Raw genomic sequence first — 21303 nt, forward strand, 5'->3', positions numbered from 1 at the left:
GTCGAACGGGTGGTTCCTACGAAGGAACCGCTCTGTCCCGGCTGCTCAGAGGTCGAAGCCGACGCCGAGCGCCTCGTCGGTGGTCTCCATGCTCTCCTTGCGGTCGGCCGACTCGGTGACGGCGCGGATGGCGTCGACGTTCTCGGGGATGACGTCGGACTCCTGGTGGATCGCCTGGAACAGGTAGAGTTCGTCGTCCTCGACCGTGAGGGACTCGCCCCAGATGGCGTTCTCCCAGACGTCGCCGCGCGGGCGGCCCGAGTCCAGCGCGAACTCTTTGAGTTTGCCGGAGCCGTCGATGGCCAGCCGCTCGGGGATGACGAACAGGCGCGACTCCTTCTTTAAGAGTTCGCGGACCTCCTCGGTGTCGGCGCCGTAGGTGAGTTCGACGTTGATGCTGTGGGTGTGGGTCAGCGTCGCCGGCACCTTCATCCCGAGCGTGTCGATGTCCAGATCGGGGAAGATGGTGTTGACGTCGGGGCCGTGGTGGGACGGGACCGTGATCGGGTCCGGCAGCGTGTCGTTGATGGGGCCACGGCCGGACTGGGCGGGGTCGCCGCCACGGCGGACGAGGGTCGCGCGGACCTTCTCGACGCCGTATTCGTCTTCGAGCGGGGCGATCAGTCGCGAGAGACCGGTCGTGTTACAGGAGACGACGCGGACGTGGTCGGCGTCGGCGGCCTCCTCGTAATTCGAGCGCGCGTTGAAGCTCACGTCGACGAGGTCGGCGTCCTCGCCGCCCTGGTAGAGCGCGGGCGTGTCGTACTCCTCGTACATCGACTTGTTCTGCGCGCCGATGCCCGACGGCGTGGTGTCGACGACCACGTCGCTCGCCTCGACGAGTTCCTCGACCTCGCCGGCCAGGTCGATGCCGGCTTCGTCGAACAGTTCGATCCGCTCCTCGACGGCGGCGTACAGGGGGAAGTCCTTCTTGACCGCCTGCTCGGCCTCGAAGTTCGGGCTCGTCTTGGCGACGCCGACGACTTCCATGTCGGGCTGTGCCCGGACGGCGTCCGCCACCCGCTTCCCGATGGTACCGTAGCCGTTGATTCCGACTTGTATCATACCCGGAAATCCCATAGCATCCCGGTTAATCGTTTCGAGGTTCGTCGGCGACGCGCGGCCGGCGCCGGCGTTCGGACCGGCGTTGCGACTGTCCCTGTGAAGTGATCCGTTCTGCAAGCGACGCGTGTCTGCAGGGTCGGCAAAACAGCGGTCGGTGTCGGGAGAACCGTGTTCGCGCGGCGTCGTCCCCGTTACTCCAGTTCGACCGTCGGTGGTTCGCCGTTCCAGCCGAACGAGAACACGACGAACAGCAGGGCCGCGAGGCCGACGATCATCAGTCCGTTCTTCAGCAGGCGCGGAATCGTTCGGAGGTCCATGTCGGAACTGGCAGGGACGGTGGTAAGTACTTTCATGTTCCGGCATGGTACCCGGGTCGCAGTGATCGGTTCTGGCAGCGACGACCGGCTGCAACCTTCGCCGAAAAATTAAGTACTGGTGGCAAGTTTGGTGTGTTACATGTACCCAACCTTGCGTGAGACTCTCGAACTCACTGCAGAGCGGTATCCCGACCGTGACGCCATCATCTACCCGCGGCGCGATCAGCGGTTCACCTTCGCCGAGTTCGACGAGCGGGCGAACGAACTGGCGAACGCGCTGGCAGAGATGGGCGTCACGAAGGGCGACCGCGTCTCGACGATGCTCTACAACGGGTCGGAGATACTCCTCACCGTCTTCGCCTGCGCGAAACTCGGGGCCGTGTTCAATCCGCTGAACTACCGGCTTCCGGCCGGCGAAGTCGAGTACATCCTGAACGACGCCGACTCGCGCGTCGTCGTCTACGAGGCGGACACCCGCGAAGCCGTCCACGGCGCGCGCGACGCCCTCGACACCGTCGAAGACTACGTCTACATCGACGAGGACACGCCCGCGTTCGCCCACGATTTCTACCCGTTGCTGGACGACGCCTCGGGGGACCGGCCGGACACGGTCGTCGAGGAGGACGACGTGTACGCGTTCATTTACACCTCGGGGACGACGGGGCGGCCGAAAGGCGTCGTCCACGAGCACCGCGACATGGTCGAACACAACCTCATCGTGGCCGCCGAGGGCGGTATCGGGAAGACCGACGTCGGGCTGTCGGCGCTCCCGCTGTACCACTGCGCCGAACTGCACGCCGCCCTGTTCCCGCGCATCCAGGTCGGTGCGACAAGCGTCATCCACCACGACTTCGACGCCGTCGCGGTACTGCAGGACATCGAGCGGTACGACGTGTCGGTGATGTTCGCCGCGCCGACGGCCTGGAACGGGATGGCCCACACGGCAGAACAGGTCGACGCCGACGTCTCCTCGCTCGAACTCGGGATGTACGGCGCGTCGCCGATGCCCGAGGACGTGCTGGACGCCTGCATGGACGCGTTCTGCGACGACTACCTCCAGGCCTACGGGATGACCGAGATCGGCCCTTGCGGCACGTTCCAGCACCCCGACGAGCAGATTCCCAAACAGGGATCGGCCGGCGTCCCGGCACTCAACCACGACCTGCGCATCGTCGAGCCCGACGCCGACCCCCGCGCGGAGGTCGACCAGGGCGAGATCGGCGAGATCCTCTTTTCGGGGCCGTGTACGATGCGCGAGTACTGGAACCGGCCGGACGCCACCAAGTCGTCGCTCCGGACGGCCGACGGGAAAGAGTGGTACTACACCGGCGACCTGGGCTATCTGGACGAGGACGGGTTCCTCTACGTCGTCGACCGGAAAGACGACATGATCATCTCCGGCGGCGAGAACATCTACCCGACCGAGGTCGAAGACGCACTCTTTTCCCATCCCGACGTGATCGAGGCGGCCGTCGTCGGCGAACCCCACGAGGAGTGGGGCGAGGTCGTCGCCGCCTACGTCGTCGGGGCGACCGACGCCGAGACGCTGGACGAATACGTCCGCGAGAGCGACGCCCTCGCCGACTTCAAGCGACCCCGCGAGTACAACTTCGTCGAGGAACTGCCCAAGAATCCCAGCGGGAAGGTCCAGAAGTTCAAACTCCGCGAGGAGCGGTAGGACAACACCTATTCCATTCCCGGACACAGCTCCGGGTATGCCACCCAAGCGTCTCAGAGCGCCCGCCGAGACGGCCGTCCGGAAGTGCATGCGCCTCCAGTCGACCGAGTCCTGCTTGATCGTCACCGATCACAAGCGTCAGCAGATCGGCGAGTCCCTCTACGAGGTCGCCAACGAACGCACCGACGACGCCTCGATCGTCCGGTACCCGCCAGGGAACCAGCACGGTGAGGAACCACCGGCCGCCGTGTCGGCTGCCATGCGCAACGCCGACGTCGTGCTCGCCCCGACGACGAAGAGTCTGAGCCACACCCGCGCCCGCTCGGACGCCAACGAGGCCGGCGCTCGCGTCGCCACCCTCCCCGGCATCACCGAGGAGGTGTTCGTCACCGGGCTGGACGCGAACTACTCCGAGATCAAGCAACGCTGCAAAGAGATCTACCAGCAGGTCTCGGGCGCCGGGAACGTCCGCGTCCAGACCGATCTCGGGACGGACATCGTCTTCCGCCCCGGCGACCGCGAGTGGAAGCAGGACACCGGCATCGTCCACGAGGCCGGCGAGATGTCGAACCTCCCCGCCGGCGAGGTGTTCCTCAGTCCGGAGACCGCAAACGGCACCTTCGTCGTCGACGGGACGATGATGCCCCACGGCCTGCTCGAAGAAGAGCAGACTCTCGAATTCGAGGTCGACGACGGCTACGTGACCGAGGTCTCCGACGCCGCCGTTCGCGAGGAACTCGAGGCTGCCGCCGACGAGGTCGGCCAGGACGCCTACAATCTCGCCGAACTCGGCATCGGAACGAACGTCGGCGTCACCGAACTGATCGGCTCGGTCCTGCTCGACGAGAAGGCCGCCGGTACCGTGCACATCGCGATCGGCGACGACCACGCCATCGGCGGTGACACCGAGGCGCCCATCCACCTCGACGGCGTCATCCGCGATCCGACGGTGTCGGTCGACGGCGAGCGAATCGAACTGCCGTCCGGCGTGTAACCTCCAGACCGAACTCGCATGTGTCCCCGTGTCGGGGCTCCCAGGCGGTCAGCGTGTTTTTACGTCTGTACCGAATAGACGCCTCCATGAGCCAATCCGGGTCCGATTCGGAGCTACCCGACCGCGTCGCCATTCCCTGTCCGTCCTGCTCGCCCGAGCTGGAGACGGTCCACGAGGTGCTGTCGACCGGCGGCGGGCGAGTGACGCTTCGCTGTACCGAGTGCGAACACGTCCACAAGGAGCAACTGCCCGAGGACGACACCGTCGAACGGAAAGTCGTCGTCTCCCAGGAGGGCGAGTCGTTCACGACGACCGTCGACGTGCCCGAAGACGAGGACCTCGCCGTCGGCGAGGAGTTCGTCGCCGAGACTGACGTGGCGATCATGACCGTCCGCATTACCAGCCTGGAACTGGACGACGACAGCCGCGTCGAGTCTGCCCAGGCAGCCGACGTCGACACCATCTGGACCCGCGAGGTCGAGAACGTCAGCGTCAACGTCACGCAACATCCCAGGGACGGCCGCCGCGAGGACACCGAGAGTTACACCCTGCAGGTCCCCGGCGACTACGAGTTCACCATCGGCGAGACCGACGACTTCGGCGACGTGGAGTTCACCATCGAGGGCGCACACGTCCGCGACGACGCCGAGGGGTACGAATTCGACAAGCTCGACTACGACGGCGACACCATCGTCGCCAAGGACGTCAAGCGGCTGTACGTCCGCGACGAGACCTCGACCGCCTGGTCGGCCTGGTGAGCATGGACTGGGCGGCCGAGCGAGACGCCCTCGTCGAGCACCTCCGCGACCGGGATTCTAGCCTCGACGAGGCCACGCTCGCCGCCATCCGAGCCGTCCCGCGCCACGAGTTCGTCCCCGAGGGGAATCGGAGTGGGGCATACCAGGATACACCGCTCCCGATCGGCGAGGGCCAGACCATCAGCGCGCCGCACATGGTCGCGATCATGACCGACCTGCTGGACCTCCAGCAGGGGGATACCGTTCTCGAAATCGGCACTGGCTGTGGCTATCACGCCGCGGTCACGGCCGAACTCGTCGGCGCGGAGAACGTCTACAGCGTCGAGTACCGCGAATCGCTGGCCGAGGCCGCGCGTCGCCGCCTCGACCGCCTCGGCTACGGCGACGTCTCGATCAGAGCGGGCGACGGGGCGGCTGGCTGGCCAGAACACGCCCCCTACGACCGGGCGTATCTCACCTGCGCCGCATCTGAGCTTCCCGCGGACGTCGTCGAACAGGTTCGTCCCGGCGGCCTCGTGCTCGCGCCAGTGGGGGCACACCGACAAACGCTCGTCCTCGCTCGGCGGCGGGCCGACGGCTCGCTCGCCCGCGAGGAGCACGGCGGCGTTCGGTTCGTTCGGATGCAGTGAGAGTCGGACGGGAGTTTCACACCGGGCAGTTCGAGATACAGCCGTGCATCCTGGGTTCCTGTCCGGAGCGTACTCGACTGGTACAGCCCCTGTCCGACCCGGCGAAACCGAGCGACGCCGACATGTTCGGGCGGCAAGAGGCGCGTGATTCAATAGCGTCCACACTAACCTCCGGACATGGAACCAGCGGTACTGCGCGACGATATGGTCGACAGCCTCGAACACGAGAGCAAAGGCTGCGTCCACAGCGACGCGATCAGCGTCGCCATGCGGGCAGTGCCGCGCCACGAGTTCGTCGAGGACGACCGCGCGGCCTACGCCGACCGTCCGCTGGAGCGGTTCGGGACGCGCGTGCTCTCCCCCAGTACCGCCGCGCGACTGCTCGAAGCCCTCGCCCCCAGTGAGGGCGACAACGTCCTCGTGGTCGGTGCGGGCGTCGGCTACACGGCCGCGGTCGTCGCCGAAATCGTCGGCGATCGGAACGTCCAGGCCATCGACATAACGCGCCGGCTCGTCTACGAGGCCCGCGAGAACCTCGCGAACGCGGGCTACGAGGGCGTGCTCGTCGACTGCCGGGACGGCATCGACGGCCTCCCCGAGTACGCGCCCTACGACTGTATCCTGCTGGAAGCGGCCGCGATCGAGCCGCCGCGCGCGCTGGTCGACCAGCTCGCCGACGACGGCCGACTGATCATGCCCCTCGGTGCGCACGAACAGTCGCTCGTCGTCGTCGAGGACGGCGACGTGGCCGAACGGCTCGGCGGCGTCGCCTTCCAGCCGATGCTCGTGGAGGGCGAGCAGGCCGACACCGTCGAACGCAATCGGACGCGCCGCGAGGACCGCGAGCACGCGCGCAGAGACGCCGAGCGGCGCCGCGGCTGGCAGCAAGACTGGATTGACTGGGACGAACAGGTGTAGTCACTTCGCGACCACTAGCACCTTCGTGTTCGCCCGCTTGTCCGTGTACTGCCCGCTCGCTGGGGGTTTGATGTCTAACTGTACTGTCCCTTTTTCCTGATTCGGCCCGAGACTCGCGTTCAACGTGAGGGTGCCGCGGCCGTTCGGGCCGGTCGTCGCCGTCCGTATCCCGCGCAGGTTCGCCGTCCCGCCCGTGGCGACGACCGTCGCGTTCGTGACCGGTTCGCCGTCCGCGTCGACGACCCTGACGGTCACCGACTGCTCGCCAGTTCCCATGACCTCCGGCTCGGGCTGTGCGTCGAGTTCCGACACGCCCAGGGTACTGAGCCCCGAGATGGTGTTCATCATCACGCTGAGGCTCGCGACCCCGACGACGAGGGCGATGACGAGCCGAATCGGCAGTCCCTCGATGGCCCGTTCGTCACTGCTGAATCGCTCGAACATGGACCCGCCTGGGTCCGTCCCCGTTGATAAACTCTGGCCGCAGGGCCGCGTCTTTCGAAAGGGTCGTAGTGGTGTTCACTCATGGTTGCTGATAGATGGGTACTGACAGGTCCGAGGAGACGGCTGCGGGGCCGATGCACGCGCTCGAACGCGTCGAACCCTTCCTGTTGATCGCCGTCGGGGGGTTCGTGGGCGCTGCGCTCCGCCACGCCGTCGCGGTCGCGCTCCCGGCCGGGACGCTGCCGTGGGGCACGCTCGCGGCGAACGTCCTCGGGAGTTTCGCGCTGGGCGTCCTCCTGTACGAAGCACACCTGGCAGGCGTCCTGAGTGCAGAGACGCGGCTCGTCATCGGGACCGGGTTCCTCTCGTCGTTCACTACGTACAGCACCTTCGCGGTCGAAACGGCAGGGCTCGCCCCGGAGCTGGCCGTCGCGAACGTGGTGGTGAACTACGTCTTCGGCTTCACGGCGATCCTCGGCGGGCGCTGGGTCGCCCGGGTGATCGCCTGATGGTCAGTCCCACGCTCCTGGTGGGTGCTGGGGGCGTCCTCGGTGCGCTCTCGCGACACCTGCTCGGCGAGCGCATCGACGCCCGGACGCGGGACACGCTGGCGGTCAACGTCGTGGGGAGTTTCCTCCTCGGAGCGCTGGTGACTGCACCGATCGGCGACTCGGCGCTTCTCGTGTTCGGAACTGGGTTCTGTGGCGCCTTCACCACGTTCTCGACGTTCGCGTTCGAGACGGTGCGCCTGGCCGAGACCGGCGAGCCACGTCGGGCGGCGATCAACGCGGCGGTCAACCTGGTCGGTGCGCTCGGCGCCGTTGGCCTCGGGTGGCTCGTCGTGGACGGACTCGCGTGAATCGGGGCAAACTATACCTGTCAGCGAACCTCTCTGTTCGGCATGCGACTCGCAAGCTTCGCGGTCGAGACGGCCGTCGGACCGATGCGTCGGGTGGGGATCGACCACGACGGGACGCTGCTGGACGTGACGGCGGGCTACGCTCACGTCCTCGACCAGCGCGGCGAACCCACACCGGTCGAGGTGGCCGAGACCGTCGCCCCTGCCGACATGCTGTCGTTCCTCCAGCGGGGCGACCGAGCGCTTGACGCGGCCCGGGACGTCGTCGAGACCGTGCCCGACGCGGACGCTTCTACCGGTCCCGGGGGTGCGCGGTTGCGCTACGATCCCGCCGAGGTCGACCTGCTGAGTCCGCTCCCCAGGCCCAACTCCCTGCGGGACTACATGGCCTTCGAGGAGCACGTCCGCAACAGCATGGGTGAGGTCCCCGATATCTGGTACGAGATCCCTGTCTGCTACAAGGGCAACGCCGACGCCGTCGTCGGCCCCGGGGACGACGTGTCCTGGCCGTCCTACAGCGACCAGCTCGACGTCGAACTCGAAATCGGCGCGGTCGTCGGCACGCGAGGCACCGACGTCGACGCCGACGAGGCCGAGGCGTACATCGCCGGTTTCACGCTGTTCAACGACTTCACCGCGCGCGACGAGCAACTCCAGGAGATGCAGGGCAAACTCGGCCCGGCGCGGGGGAAGGACTTCGCCAACGCGCTCGGCCCGCACCTCGTGACGCCCGACGAACTGGACCTGCCGAACGCCGCGTTCACTATCGAGGTCGAGAGCGAGGATGGCGAGATCGACACGTGGTCCGAGGGGACCGTCGGCGAGATGGGGCACTCCTGGGGCGAGATCATCGAACACACCTCGGCGGAGGAGACGCTGCACCCCGGCGACGTGCTGGGGAGCGGCACCGTCGGGACGGGCTGTGGGCTGGAACTCGGGCGGTTTCTGGAGCCCGGCGACACCGTCTCGCTCTCCGTCGAGGGGCTGGGCACGCTGACGAACACGGTCGTCACACGGTAACGACTGGCAAGAAGCTGGGGTTCAAATCCGTCCCGTCCGAAGGGCCGCCATGAACCCGGAGGACCTGCGTGCGGACGTTCCTGCAATCGAGGAGACCGCGTACCTCAACACCGGCGCGAGCGGACCGAGCCCGCGCCACGTCGTCGAGGCCGCGACCGACGTGCTCGAACGCCACGAGTACGAGAGCCACGTCACCGGCAGCCCCTACGACTTCTTCTACGGCGAACTCGCCGAGGTTCGCGAGCGCGTGGCCGCGTTCGTCGGTGCCGACCCGAGCGAGATCGCCCTGACGCACAGTACGGGTGACGGCATCTCCCGGCTGGCCGCCGCCATCGACTGGGAACCGGGCGATACGATCGTCTACTCCGACCTCGAACATCCCGCTGGCGTCCTGCCCTGGGAGCGGGCCGCCGACGTGTTCGACCTGAACGTTCGGGTCCTCGAAACCCGCGAGGGACGCGTGGACCTGGACGCCGTCAAGGAAGTCGTCGCGGACGCGCGCGTGCTCTGTCTGAGTTCGCTCTCCTGGAACTACGGGACGCGGATTCCGATCGGTGACGTGGTCGAGATCGCCCACGACGCGGACACGCGCGTCGTCGTCGACGCCGTCCAGTCGCCGGGGCAACACCCCATCGACGTCCACGAGTGGGGCGCCGACGCCGTTGCCGCGGCGGGCCACAAGTGGCTCCTCGGTCTCTGGGGCGGCGGTTTCCTCTCGGTGTCGTCGGACTTCGCGGCCGAACTCGAACCCCGCCGTATCAGTTATCGCGGTGTGACCGACCCCAACGCGGATACGTACGAGCGCTACTCGGACGCCCGGCAACTCGAGATCGGCACGACCTCGCTGGCGCCCCACGCAGCGCTCGCGACCGCGATGGACACGTTCGAAGCCATCGGTCTCGATACGGTCCAGTCACACGTCGAACGATTGACCGACCGGCTCAAGGCGGGCCTCGGCGACCGCCTGCTGTCGCCCCGCGAGTACGAGTCCGGCCTCGTCACGTTCGCGGCCGACGATCCCGATTCCCTCGTCGAACGGCTCGGAGCGGAGGGAATCGTCATCCGATCGCTCCCCGAGCCCGCTGCCGTTCGCGCGTCGGTTCACGTGTTCAACACCGCCGACGACATCGACCGGCTCCTCGCAACGCTCTGAGGGCGCACCGGAGGGTTTCTTCCCGCGATAATCGAACGTGATAATATCCGCGCAACGTTTAAACCAATCCTACCGCAGTTTTAGGTACAGATTACGGGAGCCGCGGGCTCCCGGTAGGGGTCATCTACAATGTCGTCCGATGCGGGGCAGCCGTCACGTGACCGGACCGTGGTTGCCCTCCTGACTGTCGTGGGGTTCGTCCTCGTCGCCGCGGTGTTGCCCGTCGTCGGGAGCGACGCACCGGGCCGGTCGCTGATTCCACAGTCCGCGACCGGCGACGACGCCGGCGGTGCGGGCAGTGCCGTGCAGCGAGCTCTCGGGGGGGAGAGTGCCGGCTCTAGCTCTCCGTCGGGGGGATCGGCCGACTCACAATCCCTGGTCGACGGACTGCTCAGCAACCTCTCGGCGGGCAGTCCCGGCCAGGTAGTGGCTGGCGATCGCGAGCGGACCAGCAGCCAGGGGCAGGGCGGGTCCAGCGGGTTCGGTGCGCTCAATCCCGGCTCGCAGACCGGCGTCGGGTCGACGCAGAACCTGCTGAGCGACAGTCTCCGCAATCAGTCCGCGACGCCGCACCTTCTCGTCCGGAGTTCCGAACCGGGGTACTGGCGGACCGGCGCGTTCACGACCTACACAGGGAGTGGCTGGACGACGCGCGGTGAGCCGGCCCCTGCCGAGTGGCCGCGCCGTCCGTCGACTAAGCCGGCCGATCGGCGGACCGTCACCCAGGAGTATCGCCTGCTCGAACCCGCGACCGCGCTGCCGGGCGTCTACGAGCCCACCGACGTCGAGAGCGGGTTCGCCGACGAACTGCGAGTGACTGACCAGGGGACCATCAGGGCCGCTTCGGCGATGCCGGCGAACACGACGTACACCGTCGTCAGCCAGGCCCCGCCGCGGACCCCGGAGCGTCTCAGACAGGCCGGGACGGACTACCCGAGGTCGATCGAAACGACCTATACGCAACTCCCTGCGGGCACGCCAGACCGGGTTGCGAGGCGGACCAGCCGGATCGTGCGGGACGCGGAGACGCCCTACGCGAAAGCCGTCGCCATCGAGTCCTGGCTGGAGGCGAACAAGCGCTACTCGCTGAACGCAAGTCACGACGGCGGCGACGTGGCCGACCAGTTCGTCTTCGAGATGGACAGCGGGTACTGCGAGTACTTCGCCTCCTCGATGGCCGTGATGCTCCGGTCTCAGGACGTTCCCGCCCGCTACGTGGTGGGCTACTCGACGGGCCAGCCCCAGGGGAACGGAACGTACCTCGTGCGCGCGATGAACGCCCACGCCTGGGTCGAGGTGTACTTCCCCGACACCGGCTGGGTTCGGTTCGACCCCACGCCGGGCCGGAGCCGCCTGCAGAGCGAGTTCCGGGCCTACCAGCGTGCCGCCGAGACCGGGAACGCCGACGCGGCGGCGCGACGCTTCCTCGACCAGGCCGCCGAGGGGTCGTCCGGCGACGGGGCGAGCGGCTCCCCCGACGAGTCGGCTGGTGGCCAGACCGGCGAAGACAGCGAGACTGCCGGCGACCAGCCGCGGACCAGCGACGACGGGTCCGGTGGGACGAACGCGACCGAGGCGACCGACGCGTACAATCACTCCGAGGAGGGGAGCCCCGGCGAATCGTTCGACCCTTCGCCGGGTCCGAGCTACAGTATCGCTCTCCAGAACGACCCGGTTCCCGGCCAGCGGGTGACCGTTCTCGTCGAGCGTGACGGCGACCCTGCCGCCGGCGTCACGGTGCGGTTCAACGGCGAGCGGATCGGCCGGACGAACGAGTCCGGGATGGTTCGCGGCGAAGTTCCGTTCGCCGGTCGCCTGACCATCGACGTCAGCGACAACGAGAGCCGGGCGGCGGGGACTGGGTCCCTTCTCGCTCCCGGTGGTGCGACGGTTCCGGGGTCGTTTGCGTCCACCGACGGACGAGGTATCGGGACCGCCGTACAGCAACGGAACGGAACGAACGTCACTCGCTCGTTCGACGTGCCGACCGACGTAGCGATCGCGGTCGACGGCCCGGTCGATCCGGGCGAAACTGTCTCCGTGAAAGCGACGATCGACGACCGCCCGATCGCCGACGCGAGAGTCTCGCTCGACGGCTCGCGGGTGGGAACGACGGACGAGCGGGGAACGCTCGCCGTGTCGCTGCCCGGGCGGGAGCGAACGACAGTCGAAGTCAGTCGCGGCGAGGCGTACGGCAACCGAACGCTCCGCCTGGCGAACGTCTCGGTGGCTACCTCGGGATTCGCACTCCCCGGCCTCTCGATCACTGTGTCGGTTACCGACGGGGAGACGCCGGTCGAGGGCGCCACTGTCGCCGTCGGCGGGCGGACCGCGACGACTGGACCGGACGGAACGGCGAGCGTGTCCCTGCCGCTGGCGACGGGCGCCACCGTCCACGTCGAGACGGCGGACGGAATCACCGAGCACCAGCCGGTGACGTATCGGTTCGTGACCGCCGGCGTCGCACTGGTGCTGGCGCTCGGTCTCGGTGCAGTGCTGGTCGTCCTCCGTCGACGCGCCAGTGCTGCCGGCCGCTCCGTCCGCGAGCACCTGCTCGCGACGCTCCGCTGGCTCTCGGGCGCGTTCGTCGCCGCGCTCGTCGGTCTGGCGATCCAGGTCGAACGCCTCCGTTCCCGGCTTCCGGTGATCGCCGAGCGAGTCGCCCGCACGCTTCGGACCGCCTGGCGGACGGTCGTGGCTGCCCTCAGCGCACGCCGGCTCGACTTCGGCGCGCTGCCTGGACCGCGCGCGATGCTCGCGTGGCTACTCGCAGCCCTTCGCGGGGTGGCGACCAGTGCCGAGTCGTCCGTGTCGGCCGCACTCAGTACCGACGCCGGGTCCGACGAGACCACCGCGGCTGTCGACGAGGTGGAGCCGTCCGGCCTCGATCCGGGGGAACGCGTCCGTCGCGCCTGGCGCGAGTTCCGCGCGCGACTCCCGGTCGCTGACTACCGCACGAAGACGCCTGGCGAACTCGCAGCGATCGGGATCGAGGAAGGCTTCCCGAGCGGCGCGGTCGGCACGCTCCGGGACGCCATTCGGGCGATCGAGTACGGCCGACGCGACCCCGACAGCTACCTCGACGACGTCGCGGCCGCCGAACGCGAACTCGGCGACGCCCGCGTAACCGACACTGGAGAATCCGACGCGAGGGACGCGGACGCCGCTCGCTCTGGGGCGCCCCCTGCGACCGACGGGGGTGAGAACGAATGAGTGGACGCACGCGACTGGTCGCAGTTACGGCGGGCGTCCTGCTGGCGGTGGCCTCGCTCGTCGTGCTGGCACCGGGGCTGTTGCCGGTCTCGCGGCCACACCTCGTCTCGCTGATGGACGACGTGGCGAACACAGTGGGTATCGCCGGGCTGGCGCTCGTCGCGGGTGCAATCGCCGTCGTTCAGGGTCTGTGGTCCTCGAAGACGCCGTCTGCACCGCCGGCGATGCCGGTCGATTCCACCGACGATGGGGAGCCAGCCGGACTCGTCCCCGGCGCGGAGTTCGACGAGCACCTCGCCGCTGCCGGGCGGATCGGCGGCCGGACGACCGAGGAAGAGGCGGTCGTCCGGGAAGACCTGCGCCGACTCGCGACCGACGTCTACAAGCAGGTCCACCGCTGCGACTGGGAGACGGCCGCCCGCGCCATCGAAGAAGGCCGCTGGACCGACGACCCCAGCGCGGCGGCGTTCGTCGGCGGCCCGGACGCTCCCGACGTCCCGCTGCGTCTCTGGTTCCGCGACGTGATCAGCGAGGACGGCGCGTTCTATCGCCAGGTGACTCGGACGATCCGCGCGCTCTACGCCCTCCGCACCGAGGCGTCCGCGGACGTGTCGGTGACCGGCCGCGACGGCGACCTGTTCGGTGGCGACGCCACCTCCGGCGAATCCGAGGGGAGCGGGTCCGAGACGACCGAGGTGACCGAACGATGATGCCCGTCGCTCGCTGGCACGGCGCGCTCGTCGCTGCGCTGTTTTCGAGTGCCGTCGGACTGTACGTCGGGAACCACACCGTCCTGCTGATCGGGACGATCCCGCTCGCCTACGTCGTTTACGGCTCCGTCACCGGACTCGGTCCGCCGTCGCTCGAAATCGAGCGTGCGCTCGGCGACGACCACGTGAACCCCGGCGAACCGGTGACGGTGACGGTGACCGTCCGGAACGACGGCGACCGGCCGATCCCGGACCTGCGCCTCGTCGACACCGTTCCCGAAGACGTCGCGGTCGTCGACGGCGCTCCCGCGGCCGGTGTCGCGCTGCGACCCGACGAGACCGCGACCGTCGAGTACGACGTGCTGCCCCCGCGTGGGACACACGAGTTCGGGAGCGTGGCCGTCCGGGGTCGGAGCCTCGCCGGGACTCTCGTCGGGACGGCGATGCTCGAACCGTCGGGGACGACGACGGTCACTTGCGACACGCTCCTGGACGAGTTCCCGCTCCTGGACCAGACGATGCCGTTCCCGGGTCAGCATCCGACTGACGCGGGCGGTGAGGGCATCGAGTTCCACTCCGTCCGGGAGTACCGGCGGGGCGACCCGCTCTCGCACGTCGACTGGCGACGACTCGCCCGCACCGGCGAGCTGGCGACGGTCACCTACCGCGAGGAGCGGGCGGCGGCGGTCGTCTTCGTCATCGACGCTCGCTCCGAGGTGACGTTCTCCCTCCCACAGGGCGGGCCGTCGACGACGGACTACGCCGTGTACGCTGCCGCCCAGGGCTTTCTCACGCTGACCGACGAGGGTCACCAGGCCGGCGTCACGACGCTCTCGCCGGCCGCGGAGCGCACCTGGGTCCCGCCCGGGCGCGGTGCGAACACCGAAGCCGCTGCCACCGACCTGTTCGACAGCCTGCAGGACGGCGCGGACAGTCGCGGCTCGTCCGCGGGTGCGGACGGCCCGGATAGCGCCGTCGCAGCCGATGGCGGCGACGATGACGCCCACGAGACGGCCGGCGGGACGGACCTCGGTCTCGACCTGGTCCAGCGGCTCCCGTCCCACGCGCAGGTCGTCCTGTGCACGCCGCTGGCCGACGACGCCCCGACCGCCGTCGTGGAGACGCTGCTGGCGAACCACCACGACGTCACCGTGTTGAGTCCGAACGTCACGGGCTCGGTGACGGGCACAGCCCCGACGCCGGGCCAGGCCGTAACGGACCTCAGACGCCGGACGCGGCTGACCGACCTCCAGCGACTCGGCGTCCCGGCCGTCGACTGGCAGCCGGACACGCCCCTCCAGGTCGCGCTGGCCGGAGTCATCGACGCGCGCAACGGCGGGTGGCAGCGATGACGGACGACGGAGCCGGGGAACGGCTCGAACCCGACGGCGGCGAGACGGCGGACGCCGACGGAGCAACGGACCGACGGGCGACGACTCTGTCGGGTCTCGCCGCCGAGCAGCGCGTCTCTCGCCGCGTCGCGGTGACGCTCTCAAAGGTGCAGCTGACGGCTGCCGTCAGTAGCCTGATGGCGGTACTGGCGGCACTGGTGATCGGGAGCCGACTCCTGGGGCTCGCGCTCACCGCGCTGGCGCTCGCGTCCGGGGGGCTGCTGGCGCTCGGTCTCTACGCACTCAACAGTGATCGACTGTGGCTGCTGCTGGCGTCGGGCGTGATCTTGACGCCGGCGTCGGTGCTGCTGGCGGCGGCGCTCGGGGTCAGCGTCTCCTTTGCACTCCGGACGGGCACGCCGGTCGGCCATCTGGTCGAAGTGACGGTTCTCCTGCTCGTGTTCGGGGGCTTCGCCGCGGTGCTGACGGCCGTTCCGCTCAGCGAGGGCGCCGTCCTGGCCGGGTCGTTCGTGCGATACATCGGGATGCTCGTCCCGCTGACCGTCGCCCAGTTCGCGGTGGTCGCCGTCGTCACCTGGGAGTCGACGATCGGTTTTCTCGCGCGCCTCGTCGTCGACAGCCCCGAACCGCTGCTGGCCGTCGGCCGGACGCTCCTGGCTCCCGAGGGCGGCTTCGCGCTGCTGACTCTGTTGGTGTATCCGCTCGCCGTCCTCTTCCTGTTCCGGCTGGTCGTCCGCACCGTCCCGCTCCAGACCCTGTTCCCGCCCCGGCAGCGCCCGACGGTCATCGCTCGTATCGACGACGCGAGTAGCGCGCTCGGCCGCGTGGTGTCCGTCGCCGCCCTCGCGGCGGTCGGCATCTTCGTGAGTGCCGCCCTCGTCGGAGCCACGTCGCCTGCCGCCGTTGCACGGTTGCTCGACCCGCCGTTCGCCGGTGTCGCCCGCTGGTTGCTGTCCAGCGTCGAACTCCGCGTGCTCTTCGTGCTCGTCATGGGTGCCATGGCCGCCATCCTCGTCGGCGAACGACTCCGCCGACTGGTGCGCCGCCGCTCCGAGGCCGACCTGCTGCGGCCGGCGCTGCCCGCCGTGGGCGCCGTCTCGGTCGCACTGCTCACGGTCGCCGTGCTCTCGCTGGTGACCACGCCCGAGCGACTGCTCGCGGCCGTGCCGGCGAGCGTGCGGCCGGCCGCTGGCTCGCTGTTCGCAGGCGGGCTCCTCCCGGCCGTGCTGCTCGTCGCCTTCGGCTCTCTCATCGTCGTCGGCGCCCTCTTCATCGCGCTGACGCTCCTCGCCGGGTCGCCGATCCTCCCGGAGCGAGCGCTCGGGCCGGCCCTCGCCAGCACGTCGGTGTTCGGACTCGCCCTCGTCCTGGTCCTGTTCGGTGGCTCGCCGGCGCTCGCTTTCATCACCGCGGCGCTCGCGCTCGTCGTCTGGGACGCGGGGGAGTTCGCCGTCGGGGTGCGCGAGGAACTCCCGCTCGACGCGCCGACCACCCGCGGCGAGGTCGTTCACGTCGGGGCATCGCTCGCTGTCGGCCTGCTCGCCGTCGGCGGCGCGTTCGTCCTCGAAGTGCTGATCGCCGGGCGGGTCGTCGTCCCCGCCGTCACCGAGACGGCGCTGGCCGCCGGTGCGCTGACGCTCGCGTTCGGCACGGTCGTCTTCCTGGCGTCTGTCCTGCGAGAATAGCGCTCAGTCGTCGTCGACCGAGGGGGCCGGCACGCGGTCGAGCACGTCGCCGAGGACGGAGCGCTTCGACACCGATCGCACGCTCGATTCCGCCGTGAGGACGAGTCGGTGGCTGAACACCGCGGGGGCGATCCCTTTGACGTCGTCGGGAACGACGTAGTCCCGCCCTTCGATGAGAGCGTACGCGCGGGCCGCCTCGAACAGTCGCTGGATGCCGCGCGGCGAGACGCCGACTCGAACCCGTTTGTCTTCTCGCGTCGCCCGGCCCAGGTCGACGACGTACTCGCGGACCTTCGGCTCGACCGTCACGGTCTCTGGAATCTCCTGGAGCGCCGTCACTCGCTGGTGGTCGAGCACTGAACTGACGCTCGGGGCCTGGGCCGTCCGGTCGGCGCGCCGGTCGAGCAGGTCGAGTTCCCCGTCGCGGTCGGGGTAGCCCATGCTGCTCTTGATCATGAACCGGTCGAGTTGGGCTTCCGGCAGCGAGAACGTCCCCTCCTGTTCGACGGGGTTCTGCGTGGCCAGCACGAAGAACGGCTCCGGAAGCGAATGGGTCTCGCCGTCGACGGTCACCTGTCCTTCTTCCATCGCTTCCAGCAGGGCCGCTTGCGTCTTCGGTGGGGCGCGATTGATTTCGTCGGCCAGCACGACGTTGGCGAAGATCGGCCCTTCAGAGAACTCGAACGTACCGTCGCGCTCGTCGTAAACGTTCGTCCCGATCACGTCGGCCGGCAAGAGGTCGGGCGTGAACTGTACCCGTGAGAACTCCAGTCCCAGGGCTGTCGCGATGCTCCGTGCCGTGAGCGTCTTCCCGACGCCGGGGACGTCCTCCAGGAGGACGTGGCCACGCGCTACCATCCCCGTCAAGACCTGCCTGAGAAATCGCCTGTCGGTGATGACTGCAGACTGCACCTCGTCCAGTACTGCCGTACACTCCGCTGTGGCGTCGGTGACGGCCATTGTCCCACGTGCGCACTCGCAGCAACATAAGTGCCTGGCTCGTCTCGGTCGCGTGACACCCCGTGACCGACTACCGGTGCGATTACACCGACGGCGCGTCCGCGTCGCGGAGCCGTTCGAGTCGCCCGATCAATTCGGTGAGTCCGTCGTTGACGTGTGCGATCCGGTCGTCGATGTCGTCGGCCGGAATCGCACCGTTGGGCGTCGGCTCGACGAACTCGTCGTTCTCGAGCATCCGCAGCGAGTACCGTACCTTGTGTTCCGGGAGCCCCGTCCGGTCGGCGAGTTTCACGATCCCGATCGGTCCGTCAGCGATTACTTCGCGAAGGATACGCAGATCGCGTTCCTCTTTCTCGACTTGGTTTTGAAGCCTCTCGACCATGCTGTTCGTTCTGCCACCACTTTCCACCCGCGGCATAAAACTCTTGCAACTCTCTCACCGGAGACGAGACCGTGCGGTGTCAGGTCAGTCGTCGACCGGTGTTCGTCGGAGTTCGTCGATCTGGTCGCGCAGGGTGCTCAGCTCCATCTCCAACTCCTCTCGGCGGTCGATGAGCGAACTCAGCTCCTCGGTGTTGACCGCCTGGTCCTCCTCGAGCGCCACTTCCAGTGCGTCCGTCGTCGACTGGACCAGAAAGTGAGCGACCTGGAGCACCTCCTCCGGCGACTCCCGGCTCTCGGCTAACGCCATCTCGCCCGAGAGCGGCGTGTACTCGATCAGCGGGACCTCCTCTTCGTCCCGGTACGTCGTCGAGGCGCTCATGCTCGTGACCGGGTTCTTCCTGTCCTGGGTCTGTTCCGTCCGGACGATGCTGAACTCGTCGGCGAGCGTCCCGTACGTCTCCTCCAGGTCCCGAAGGATTTCGCCCGTCTCGGCGTCCATCTGCGCTTCGACGTCCGCGAAGAACTGCGCGGTGCCGCCCAGACTCAGCGCGACGGTGAAGAAGGCTCCCTGGGAGTGTTCTGCGAAATCACGCAGCCGGTCGCGCACCTCGTCGTGTCGCCCCTCGGCCGCGAGTTTCTGTAACTCGTCCAGAAACGCTCGCGTCCCCGCTTCCTGTTCGAGGAAATCCTCAACCAGCGCCTTGGGCATCTCCCGCGGCGCTTCATCTCGGCTGCTCATACCCTCCGTTTCTCACCCCGGCACTATACGCTTTGGTCTGATCTATCACTCGATAGAGGGGTCTACCGACGTTCGAGACGCGGAACAGCTAAACTGACCGCGAGTCCGTCTGGACGGTGACGTCCTGAAAGGGGTTGGTTCCCCTCGCGTTCCGCTCACGGTGTTAGCCGTCTTCAGTGGCCCCGTCGCCTTCTTCAGCGTCGTCCGGTTCCGGCGTTTCGACAGGCTCAGGCGTCTCGACGGGTGCCGGTGTTTCGACCGGCTCCTGGGGTGAGGCCGTTCCCGGCGAGGGCGTTTCGACTGGGTCACCAGGTGAGATCGGTGATGCCGGCGTGCTCGGCGAGATCGGTGATGCCGGCGTGCTCGGCGAGATCGGTGACCCGGGCGAGACCGGAGTGACGGGTGACCCCGGGGTGACCGGCGACCCCGGGGAAATCGGCGACTCCGGGGAACTGGGTGAAGCTGGTGACCCTGGCGTCACTGGCGAGCTCGGTGACACTGGGGTGATCGGCGATCCTGGCGTGGCTGGTGATTCGGGCGACGTTGGCGACTCGGGTGTGGTCGGTGATTTGGGCGACGTTGGCGACTCGGGTGTGGTCGGTGATTCGGGCGACGTTGGCGACTCGGGTGTGGTCGGTGATTCGGGCGACGTTGGTGACTCCGGCGTGGTCGGCGTTGTCGGCGTGAGTGGCTGTTCGTCGCTCGGTGGCAACGTGACGTCGATTCGGACGTCTCCGGAGAACTCCGCGTCGACGTTCGAGATCGCGGCTGCGGCAGTCCGCTGGGCGGCCCAGTCACGCTCTCCGGCCCGTTCAGCGGCCGACGCCGCCGAGTTGACGACGGCGACCTGGAGCTGTTGGATGGAGACGGTCTGGACGTTGAGTTGGACCGCGGCACCTGCGGCACCGGTCGCAGCGGCCTGGACCTGTTCGACGGTTGCGACCTGGGACTGCGAGAGTGCCCCAGCGGCACTCGAACCCGTGATCGTCTGGAGCTGTCTGACGCTCACGTCCTGTCGCTGGGTGACGCTGCCGGCCCCGAAAGCCGCTCCTCGGGCGGCTGCCTGCACCTGCCGCACGTTCACAATCTGGTCCTGGGCTGCCCGCGTTACGGCCCCTTCACACGAACCCCGTGCGATCGCCTGAATCTGTTTAACGTTGGTCGTCTGGGTCTGCTCTAAGGCTCCTCTCGTCCCGCCTGCGACGCCGGCCTGGATCTGTTTGACCGACGCTCGCTGCGTCTGGGCGAGGCCTCCTTTCGCTCCGCCCCGCACTGCGGCCTGGATCTGCTTGACGTCGGTCGTCTGCCGCTGGGTCAGTGCCCCGAAACACGCGGCCCTGGCGGCGGCCTGGATCTGCGTGACGGTCGCTCGCTGCCGCTGCGTGAGCGACCCTGTGACCCCCGCCTTGGTGGCCATCTGAATCTGTTCGACCGACGCTCGCTGGTTCTGCCTCGTGGCAGCGACCGCTCCCGAACTCGCACCTGCGGTGGCGGCCTGTAACTGCCTGACGTTGGCGTCTTGTGTTTGCGTAAGCCCGCCGTTAGCGGCCCCGCGAGCGGCGGCTTGGACCTGCTCGACCGACGCTCGCTGGGACTGGGTTACGGCACCGCTGATCGATCCGCTGGCGATCGCCTGGATCTGTTTGACCGACGCTCGCTGCGTCTGGGTGAGGATTCCGACTGTCGCACCTGCAACGGCGGCCTGAAGCTGCTTGGTCGTGACCTGCTGTCGTTGGCTGACTGCAGCCTCCGCTCCCTGTCGGATGGCTGCGACCTGCCGCTGCGTCACAGTCGCTCCCTGCTGTTGTGCTAGCCGGACGCCTTTCTGGATGCCCGCTTCGATGGCGTCTTGCTGGTTCGCTGCGTTCTCGCGTGCCAGAATCGGCCCGGCGTACCCGACAGTCGCGACGACGACGAGGACTCCCATCGCGAGTGCGGCGAGTTGCCGAACGGCTCGTGGTCGCGTCATCGGCGCGTCCTCCGCTGTAACGGCTCCCGACACTGCTGACTATTCCTGCGTGATGTGCTCATACTATCCACCTCGTGCGCCGGACAGTCCCGCTCGGCGCGACCGGGAGTATTCCGAGCAGTTACCTAAAGTGGCCCAATCGTTCACACCTGTCTGCCGACGTTCCTGTCCCCGCTCAGAGAATCCTTCCGACCGCGACTCGGCAGTTCACTGCGGATTACCTCCCTGACTGTGGACGTGTCCCCTGGCCGCTTTCTCGATGGACGCGGCGACACACCGCCATAGCGAACGAATAGCAGAGATGCGCTTGGAGTGACGGATCTGAACCGATGCAGAGACGAGCCGTCTCACTTCGCTCGACGGCTGTGACTCCTTGTGTTCAAATCCCTCTCAGTCGCACACAGAATCTACGAACGCGACGCGATGAAACGCGTCGCTGGGGTGAGTAAAATTCAG

20 protein-coding genes are annotated in these 21303 nt (G+C 68.1%); 13 read left to right on the top strand and 7 right to left on the bottom strand.

The window, feature by feature from the left end; all coding sequences use genetic code 11:
- Nucleotides 1-45: 45 nt before the first annotated feature.
- Both MU553_RS18955 and MU553_RS18960 read right to left on the bottom strand, forming a co-directional pair.
- Nucleotides 46-1065, bottom strand: a complete 1020-nt coding sequence (locus tag MU553_RS18955; protein ID WP_247380594.1) for a type II glyceraldehyde-3-phosphate dehydrogenase — start codon at nt 1063-1065, stop codon at nt 46-48.
- A 191-nt stretch (nt 1066-1256) separates the two neighbouring features.
- The gene (locus tag MU553_RS18960; RefSeq protein ID WP_247380595.1) at nt 1257-1418 is read right to left on the bottom strand and encodes a hypothetical protein; all 162 of its coding nucleotides are present in this window, start codon (nt 1416-1418) and stop codon (nt 1257-1259) included.
- Nucleotides 1419-1521: 103 nt separating this feature from the next.
- On the opposite strand from MU553_RS18960, the gene MU553_RS18965 reads away from it, so the two are divergent.
- The 5 genes from MU553_RS18965 (at nt 1522) to MU553_RS18985 (ending at nt 6359) form a co-directional block, all read left to right on the top strand.
- Nucleotides 1522-3060: a long-chain-fatty-acid--CoA ligase gene (locus MU553_RS18965; protein ID WP_247380596.1), complete on the top strand. Its 1539-nt coding sequence runs from the start codon at nt 1522-1524 to the stop codon at nt 3058-3060.
- Between the two features lie 37 nt (nt 3061-3097).
- A complete protein-coding gene (locus MU553_RS18970) occupies nt 3098-4054 on the top strand; it encodes an aminopeptidase (protein ID WP_247380597.1) in 957 nt (318 codons plus the stop codon).
- An 86-nt stretch (nt 4055-4140) separates the two neighbouring features.
- A complete protein-coding gene (locus MU553_RS18975; protein ID WP_247380598.1) occupies nt 4141-4812 on the top strand; it encodes an HVO_0476 family zinc finger protein in 672 nt (223 codons plus the stop codon).
- Between the two features lie 2 nt (nt 4813-4814).
- Entirely contained in the window at nt 4815-5441 is a 627-nt protein-coding gene (locus MU553_RS18980; protein WP_247380922.1) for a protein-L-isoaspartate(D-aspartate) O-methyltransferase, read from the top strand.
- Nucleotides 5442-5618: 177 nt separating this feature from the next.
- The gene (locus tag MU553_RS18985; protein ID WP_247380599.1) at nt 5619-6359 is read left to right on the top strand and encodes a protein-L-isoaspartate O-methyltransferase family protein; all 741 of its coding nucleotides are present in this window, start codon (nt 5619-5621) and stop codon (nt 6357-6359) included.
- Here MU553_RS18985 and MU553_RS18990 read toward each other — a convergent pair whose 3' ends face one another.
- Nucleotides 6360-6803 carry a DUF7382 domain-containing protein gene (locus MU553_RS18990; RefSeq protein WP_247380600.1) on the bottom strand — a complete coding sequence of 148 codons (444 nt, stop codon included), beginning with the start codon at nt 6801-6803 and terminating at the stop codon, nt 6360-6362. It abuts the gene before it with no gap.
- Nucleotides 6804-6898: 95 nt separating this feature from the next.
- On the opposite strand from MU553_RS18990, the gene MU553_RS18995 reads away from it, so the two are divergent.
- From MU553_RS18995 to MU553_RS19030, 8 genes are all read left to right on the top strand, one after another.
- Nucleotides 6899-7312 carry a fluoride efflux transporter FluC gene (locus MU553_RS18995; RefSeq protein WP_247380602.1) on the top strand — a complete coding sequence of 138 codons (414 nt, stop codon included), beginning with the start codon at nt 6899-6901 and terminating at the stop codon, nt 7310-7312.
- Complete coding sequence (locus MU553_RS19000) at nt 7312-7662, top strand: fluoride efflux transporter FluC (protein WP_247380604.1); 351 nt, start codon at nt 7312-7314, stop codon at nt 7660-7662. The genes MU553_RS18995 and MU553_RS19000 overlap by 1 nt, the downstream gene beginning before the upstream one ends.
- A 42-nt stretch (nt 7663-7704) precedes the next feature.
- On the top strand, nt 7705-8682 hold the full coding sequence (locus MU553_RS19005) for a fumarylacetoacetate hydrolase family protein (protein WP_247380606.1): 978 nt from the start codon (nt 7705-7707) through the stop codon (nt 8680-8682).
- Nucleotides 8683-8731: 49 nt separating this feature from the next.
- Nucleotides 8732-9835 carry an aminotransferase class V-fold PLP-dependent enzyme gene (locus MU553_RS19010; protein WP_247380608.1) on the top strand — a complete coding sequence of 368 codons (1104 nt, stop codon included), beginning with the start codon at nt 8732-8734 and terminating at the stop codon, nt 9833-9835.
- 129 nt (nt 9836-9964) lie between these two features.
- Nucleotides 9965-13048: a transglutaminase TgpA family protein gene (locus tag MU553_RS19015; RefSeq protein ID WP_247380610.1), complete on the top strand. Its 3084-nt coding sequence runs from the start codon at nt 9965-9967 to the stop codon at nt 13046-13048.
- Entirely contained in the window at nt 13045-13758 is a 714-nt protein-coding gene (locus MU553_RS19020; protein WP_247380612.1) for a DUF7269 family protein, read from the top strand. Before MU553_RS19015 ends, MU553_RS19020 begins: the two co-directional genes overlap by 4 nt.
- The gene (locus MU553_RS19025; protein WP_247380614.1) at nt 13758-15110 is read left to right on the top strand and encodes a DUF58 domain-containing protein; all 1353 of its coding nucleotides are present in this window, start codon (nt 13758-13760) and stop codon (nt 15108-15110) included. Before MU553_RS19020 ends, MU553_RS19025 begins: the two co-directional genes overlap by 1 nt.
- The gene (locus tag MU553_RS19030; RefSeq protein ID WP_247380615.1) at nt 15107-16795 is read left to right on the top strand and encodes a DUF7519 family protein; all 1689 of its coding nucleotides are present in this window, start codon (nt 15107-15109) and stop codon (nt 16793-16795) included. The genes MU553_RS19025 and MU553_RS19030 overlap by 4 nt, the downstream gene beginning before the upstream one ends.
- 3 nt (nt 16796-16798) lie before the next feature.
- On the opposite strand, the gene MU553_RS19035 is transcribed toward MU553_RS19030, so the two are convergent.
- The 4 genes from MU553_RS19035 to MU553_RS19050 all read right to left on the bottom strand — a co-directional run bounded on the left by MU553_RS19035 (nt 16799) and on the right by MU553_RS19050 (nt 20847).
- The gene (locus MU553_RS19035) at nt 16799-17755 is read right to left on the bottom strand and encodes an AAA family ATPase (protein ID WP_247380617.1); all 957 of its coding nucleotides are present in this window, start codon (nt 17753-17755) and stop codon (nt 16799-16801) included.
- Nucleotides 17756-17837: 82 nt separating this feature from the next.
- Nucleotides 17838-18137 (bottom strand): winged helix-turn-helix transcriptional regulator, encoded by a 300-nt coding sequence (locus MU553_RS19040; RefSeq protein WP_247380619.1) that lies wholly within the window; start codon nt 18135-18137, stop codon nt 17838-17840.
- Nucleotides 18138-18221: 84 nt separating this feature from the next.
- On the bottom strand, nt 18222-18878 hold the full coding sequence (locus MU553_RS19045; protein ID WP_247380621.1) for a hypothetical protein: 657 nt from the start codon (nt 18876-18878) through the stop codon (nt 18222-18224).
- A 163-nt stretch (nt 18879-19041) separates the two neighbouring features.
- A complete protein-coding gene (locus tag MU553_RS19050; protein WP_247380623.1) occupies nt 19042-20847 on the bottom strand; it encodes a hypothetical protein in 1806 nt (601 codons plus the stop codon).
- Nucleotides 20848-21303 lie beyond the last annotated feature (456 nt).

This window comes from Halorientalis brevis (genome assembly GCF_023077655.1).